At 73.0% G+C, this 6,238-nt stretch carries 6 protein-coding genes; 5 read left to right on the top strand and 1 reads right to left on the bottom strand.

Annotated elements, in window-relative coordinates:
- The first annotated feature begins 20 nt into the window (after positions 1-20).
- The 3 genes from folP to folK are packed head-to-tail and all read left to right on the top strand — an operon-like array spanning position 21 to position 1,658.
- Complete coding sequence (gene folP, locus ACWEF6_RS22430) at positions 21-818, top strand: dihydropteroate synthase (RefSeq protein ID WP_449684741.1); 798 nt, start codon at positions 21-23, stop codon at positions 816-818.
- Entirely contained in the window at positions 811-1,170 is a 360-nt protein-coding gene (gene folB / locus ACWEF6_RS22435) for a dihydroneopterin aldolase (RefSeq protein WP_449684730.1), read from the top strand. Before folP ends, folB begins: the two co-directional genes overlap by 8 nt.
- The gene (gene folK, locus ACWEF6_RS22440; protein WP_449684731.1) at positions 1,167-1,658 is read left to right on the top strand and encodes a 2-amino-4-hydroxy-6-hydroxymethyldihydropteridine diphosphokinase; all 492 of its coding nucleotides are present in this window, start codon (positions 1,167-1,169) and stop codon (positions 1,656-1,658) included. The genes folB and folK overlap by 4 nt, the downstream gene beginning before the upstream one ends.
- 548 nt (positions 1,659-2,206) lie before the next feature.
- Here the strand turns inward: folK and ACWEF6_RS22445 are convergent.
- On the bottom strand, positions 2,207-3,142 hold the full coding sequence (locus ACWEF6_RS22445) for a helix-turn-helix domain-containing protein (protein ID WP_449684732.1): 936 nt from the start codon (positions 3,140-3,142) through the stop codon (positions 2,207-2,209).
- A 61-nt stretch (positions 3,143-3,203) separates the two neighbouring features.
- Here ACWEF6_RS22445 and ACWEF6_RS22450 point away from each other — a divergent pair, with 61 nt between their 5' ends.
- The gene (locus ACWEF6_RS22450; RefSeq protein ID WP_449684733.1) at positions 3,204-3,665 is read left to right on the top strand and encodes a DUF3180 domain-containing protein; all 462 of its coding nucleotides are present in this window, start codon (positions 3,204-3,206) and stop codon (positions 3,663-3,665) included.
- Between the two features lie 69 nt (positions 3,666-3,734).
- Positions 3,735-6,143: a DUF6779 domain-containing protein gene (locus tag ACWEF6_RS22455; protein ID WP_449684734.1), complete on the top strand. Its 2,409-nt coding sequence runs from the start codon at positions 3,735-3,737 to the stop codon at positions 6,141-6,143.
- Positions 6,144-6,238 lie beyond the last annotated feature (95 nt).

Genomic DNA, 6,238 nt, shown 5'->3' on the forward strand with positions numbered 1-6,238 from the left:
CGCCCGGCCGGTGCGTGGTGATGGGCGTGCTGAACGTGACGCCTGATTCCTTTTCGGACGGTGGCCGTTACCTCGGGCTCGACCAGGCGCTGGAGCACGCCCGCGAGATGTGGGCGCGCGGGGCCGACCTGATCGACGTCGGGGGCGAGTCGACGCGGCCGGGAGCGTCCCGGGTGGACGCCGCCACCGAGCTGCAGCGCGTCCTGCCGGTGATCAAGACGCTCGCCGCGGAAGGGGTGGCGTTGTCGGTCGACACCACGCGGGCCGCCGTGGCCGCCGCGGCGCTCGAAGCCGGCGCGCATGTCGTCAACGACGTCTCGGGCGGGCTGGCGGATCCGGACATGGCGCGCGTCGCGGCTGACGCCGGGGTGCCGTGGGTGCTGATGCACTGGCGTGGGCACAGCAAGGACATGCAGGCGCTCGCCGAGTACGAGGACGTCGTGGCCGACGTGCGCGCCGAATTGCTGTCCAGAGTGGACGCGGCGCTCGCGGCCGGCGTGGCCGAGAGCGCGATCGTGCTGGATCCTGGGCTGGGTTTCGCGAAGAACGCCGAGCACGACTGGGCGTTGCTGCGTGGGCTAGATTCTTTGCTAGCGCTTGGTTTCCCGGTGCTCGTGGGCGCCTCGCGCAAGAGGTTCCTCGGCCGCCTGCTGTCCGAAAAGGACGGAACACCGCGTCCACCGGACGGCCGGGAGGATGCCACCGCGGCGATCTCCGCGCTCGCCGCGGCGGCCGGTGCGTGGGGCGTGCGGGTGCACGAGGTCGGGGCTTCGCTGGACGCGGTCGCGGTGGCCGCTGCTTGGAGGACGGATGGCTGACCGGATCACGCTGACCGGCTTGCGCGTGTTCGGGCGCCACGGCGTGTTCGAGCACGAGAAGCGGGACGGCCAGGAGTTCGTCGTCGACATCACGGTGTGGCTGGACCTCGGGCCGGCCGCGGCGTCGGACGACCTGACGAAGACCCTCCACTACGGCGAGCTGGCCGAGCTGGCGGCGGGCATCGTCGCGGGCGAGCCGTACGACCTGATCGAGAGCGTCGCGGGCAAGATCGCCGACGAGGTGCTGCGCGACGAGCGCCTGGGCGCGGTCGAGGTGACGGTCCACAAGCCATCGGCCCCGATCCCCCTGACGTTCGACGACGTGGCCGTAACGGTCCGGCGCGACCGGTGAGCCGCGCGGTCCTGTCCCTCGGCTCCAACCTGGGCGACCGCCTGGGCTTCCTGACCCTGGCGCTCGACGCCGTCCGCCCGGCGCTGGTCGCGGTGTCGAGCGTGTACGAGACGAAGGCGTGGGGAGTCGAGGACCAGCCGGACTTCCTCAACGCGGTCTGCGTGGTCGACGACCCGGCCCGCGACCACTGGGCCTGGCTCCGAGCGGGCCAGCAGGCCGAGCAGGCGGCGGGCCGCGTCCGCGAGCTGCGCTGGGGCCCCCGAACCCTGGACGTCGACGTGGTCACGGTGGACGGCGTGACGTCCGAGGACCCGGAGCTGCTGTTGCCGCACCCAGGAACCCCGGACCGCGCGAGCGTGCTGGTGCCATGGGTGGAGATCGAGCCGGACGCAGTCCTGCCGGGCCACGGCCCGATCGCAGCGTTGCTCGCCGCTCGGCCGGCGGACGAGGTGGCCACGGTCCGTCGGACGGATCTCGCGCTGCGTTGAGGTCCCCTGTGGACAACTTCGAGGGCCTGTGGACAACGTGGGTTCGATTGCCTGGGATTGTCGGTACTCGCGGGTAGCGTTGAAACCGGGGGGACCCCCGGCGGGGGCTTCGGTGAAGTCGGCCGGTGCTGGGTGGGGGCTTTGCCCGGAGGCGTACCTGGCTTGGGTGCGAGGTCGTGTCGTCCGGTGCGCGGCCCGCCACCCCGAAGCCGTGATTGTCACTACGGCCGGTGGTACCGCGTCAAGGCGGGAAAGCGTGCCTTGACCCGGCACCACCGTCCGTGTTCGGGCTTCGGATCGGGGTGGCGGGGGAGGTCTGGGCTGGGTGCCGGTTTGGGTGTCCGTGTGCCGTTCCGGCCGTCGGCGCCTGAGCCGAAGCCCGAAGCCCGCGCCGACCCGGAGCCCGCGCCAAGCCGGGCCAAGCCGGAGCCCGCGCCAAGTCAAGCCGAGCCGGGCTTTCGGTGGTCGGAAAGGTTACTCATCGGTGAACCGGTGGTGGCCGTTACCGGTCACCGCCGGTCCGTCGCCGAGCTGTCGTTCCCGTGCGCTCAGCCGCGCAGAGCTTCGATCATGAAACGGACCGCCGGCTGGGCCGTCGGGATCGGGGGCCAGCCGTTGATCGTGGCCAGCAGTTGCCAGTAGCGCTCGGCCCGGGGATCTCCGCTCATCGCGAACCGGTCCGCCAGCTCGGCCCGGAACTCCGGTGCGGTCGGGTCCTGGTTCTCGCGGGCGGACGCCGCCGCCAGGTCGGCCGCAAGCGTTTGCCCCGTCTCCGACGTGGGGGATTCGCCCGCCGCCACGGCCGCTTCCGCGCGAGCCGACCAATCCTGCCAGTACTGCTGCCAGCCTTCCGGCGGCTGCTCGAACTCGCCGTCCTCGATCTGCTTGGCCTGGGTTTCGCTCATCTGGCGGATCAGCGCCCGGAACTCCCGGTCCTGGACCAGTTCGGCGAACTCGATCCAGGCCTCGAGCTGCTCCGGGGTCGGGTCGTCGGGCAGCTCCGGCTTGCCCGAGCGCATCCGGCGGTAGAACTCCTGGTCGATGTCGAGCCCGGCGACCATTTCGTCCCAGAACTCGTCGACCAGCCGCTTGCGCTCCTCGTCGGACATCGACGCTAGTCGGTTCATCAGGTTCACTTCCTCCAGTTCGGAATTGCGCTTGGCCACCGCGCGCAGCACCGCCCGGCGCAGCCGCAGCCGCCGGATCTGCTCGTCGAGCGCCTCCACGTGCCGGACCGCCAGCTCTCCGACCGTCGTCGACTGCGTCAGCGCTGCGGAGACGTCGGCGAGGCCGAGACCCAGCTCCCGCAGCGTGCGGACCAGCTCCAGGCGGGCCATCGCGGCCGCGTCGTAGAGGCGGTAGCCGGCGTCCGTCCGGTCGGTCGGCGGCAGGAGGCCCTCGTCCGAATAGAAGCGGATCGTCTTGACCGGCAGGCCCGTCCGCCGGGACAGCTCGCCGATGGTGAAGGTTGCGGTGGTGCCCACGAAACGCATGATGAACTCTCCAGTCGGTGGAGAGTCAACTCTTCCACGGTACGGTTGAGGCATGCACTTCACCCGGCCCCGCGACCTGGTGGTCGCCGGGCTGCTCGGCCTGGGCCTCGGCTACCTGCTCTTCCAGACGGCCTACGGCTCGCTGCCGCAGCTGCCGCTCCTCGCCGGCGTCACCTTCGCCGTGCTCGCCGTGATCGAGGTCGTGCTGGCCTTCTCGATCCGGTCGCGCATCAAGAACGGCCGGGTCGTCGGCGCGATCGGGGTAGCCCGATCGGTGGCCCTCGCCAAGGCTTCGTCACTCGCCGGCGCGTTCATGGCGGGCGCCTGGCTGGCGGCGCTCGCCTATCTTTTTCCCCGACGTGACGAACTCGTCGCCGCGGTTTTCGACACGCGGGCCGCGGCGGTCGGCGCGGTGTCCTCCGCGGCCCTGGTAGCAGCGGCTTTGTGGCTCGAACACTGCTGCCGGACCCCGCAGGACCACGATCGTGAGCGCACCCGCGGGACGACCGGTTAGCGCTGGAATCCCACCGCTCGCTGGACCGAGTAGGTCTCGTTCGGATTACGAGCAGGTACGGTGTCAGTCATGACCGGCGTGGGTGACGACTCGCGCGGCCGCCTCTTGGGCAGGCCGTGGCTCGTCGTCGGCTTTGTTCTCGCCATCGGAGCCACCCTCGCACTGGTGCTCAGCGACGATCTCCGCTACCTCCGGCTCGGGATCGTCGCGGCCCTCTGGGCCGCCCTGATCGGCGCATTCCTCGCCGTGAAGTACCGCAAGAGCGCGGCACAGAGCGAGGACGCGGTCGCCGAGGCGCAGGCTGTGTACGAACTGGAGCTGGAACGCGAGATCGCGGCCCGGCGCGAGTACGAGCTGGAGATGGAGGCGGAGAACCGCACCGCCGCCGACTCCAAGGGCCGCGAGGAGCTGGAGGCGCTGCGCGCGGAGGTGTCCGCGCTGCGCGACAGCCTCCAGTCGCTGTTCGGCGGCGAGGTGCTGCTCGAACGCGTCGCGCTGACCGCGCAGGCGACCCGGATGCGCAAGCTGTCCGACGAGAACCGCCTGATCCCCGACGCCGCGCCGAAGAAGAAGCCCGCCCAGCTGATGGCCGGGAAGAAGCCGGTGGTCGAGGGCGGCGAGCGGCCGACCGAGCTGATCGACCGCGTCCTCGACGAACGCCGTCGCAAGGCCTCGAACGGCAAGCCCGCGAACGGCAAGGGCCTCGGCAAGGGCAAGGGCTTCGGCGGCAAGCCGGTGGTCCCGAAGGCGCCGGCGAACGTCTCCGTGCAGAGCACCCAGCAGATGGCCCGGCCGAAGCCGCTGAGCGAGCGCCGTCCGCCGGTGCCGCCGGTCGACCCGGCGCTGAACGCCGCGCAGCGCGAGCTGAAGGCCGCCGAGCTGCGGGCCGAGGCGGCGCGCCGGCAGGCCGAGTCCCAGCCGATGCGGCTGCCGAAGCAGGACGAAGTCGCGAAGCAGCCCGAGCGCCGTCCGGAAGCCGCGGTCGAGCCGACGCGCCGGGACGTCCCGCGGCCCCCGGCTGACCCGAAGACCGAAATCCGGCGTCCGCAGGCGCCGGAGCCGAAGACCGAGATCCGCCGCCCGCAGCCGCCGGAGCCGAAGACGGAAATCCGCCGTCCCGAGCCGCCGCCCGCGCGCCGGGCCGAGCTGTCGCGGTCGGACATCCGGCCCGTCGAGGTGTCGCGGCCCGACATCCCGCGCGTCGAGATGTCGCGCCCGGACCTCCCGCGCGTCGAGGCGCCGATGCCGCGGCCCGAGGCGCCGCGGCCGAACGCCCCGCGGGCCGAAGCGTCGCGTACGGACATTCCGCGGGTCGAGATGTCGCGCCCGGACATTCCCCGGGTGGAGATGTCGCGCCCGGACATCCCCCGAGTCGAGATGTCCCGTCCGGACATCCCCCGGGTCGACATGTCGCGCGCGGACCTCCCGCGGGCGGAGATGTCGCGGCCCGATATCCCGCGGGTGGAGATGTCGCGTCCGGACATTCCGCGCGTGGAGATGTCGCGGCCCGATATCCCGCGCGTCGAGATGTCGCGTCCGGACCTCCCGCGTGTCGGCGGCCAGCCGAACGGCGCGCGTCCGGATCCGCGGAAGGCGCCCGAGCCGCCGCGGCCGGTGCCGGGGCGTCCGGCGGCCAGCGTGCCGCCGCCGAAGCCGTCGGAGCTGTCGCGGTCGGACATCCGGCCGGTCAAGGACCTGAGCGCGGCCTTCCAGAACCGCGACGACTTCGCCGAGCGCCAGCGCCCGAACCGGCCGAAGCCGCCCGAGCCGAAGCCGCCGATGCCGCGGGACGCCGCCGCGTCGCGCACGGACCTCCCGCCGGTCGTCCCGCCGACGACGCCGGTGCCGAGCAACAAGCCGGCGCCGCGGCAGCCGTCGCGCACCGACCTGCCGCCGGTGGTGCCGCCGACTACGCCGGTCCCGGCCGCCGACAGCCGCCGTCCGTCGCGGCTGGAGCAGTTCTCGCGGGCCGACATGTCGCCGATCCTGGAGGAGCCGCCGTCCCGCCACGGCGGTTCGCACCGCGCGCCGGCGGGAGAAGCCGCGGCGGCCAAGGCCGAGGCACCGATCGCGAACCCGACGTTGCCGGAGTCGGTCCGCAACTTCCAGGGCCGCTCGGGTGGCCGCCGCCGCAAGCCGGAGGACTCGCAGCAGATGCCGGCCGTGCCCGCCGCGGCGCCGGAGCCCCCGGGTGGAGGCCGCCGCCGCCGTCCGGACGGCGAGCCCCCGGCCTGGGAGGGCATGGTCGCGGAGCGGGCCTCGATGTCCCGCCGCGGAATGGCCCCGGTGGACCCGGCGGACGTCGAGCCGCCGCAGAACGGCAACGGCCACAACGGAGCCCGCAACGGCCGCCGGGCCGCGCCCGAGCCCGCCCCGGGCAGCGGCTCGCACGCGGCGGGTCGCTCGGTGAGCGAGCTGCTCGCGGCCAACGGCGGCACCGGGTCGACGCCCCGCCGCCGCCGTCGCGCGGAGGACTGAGCACCACCGGCCACCCAGGTCCCAAGCGCCCCAATGTGGCGTTGGTTGCGTCCAGCGCACCCAATGTGGCGTTCGGTGCGTCAGACGCACCGAAC

The organism is Amycolatopsis sp. NPDC004772, assembly GCF_053601215.1.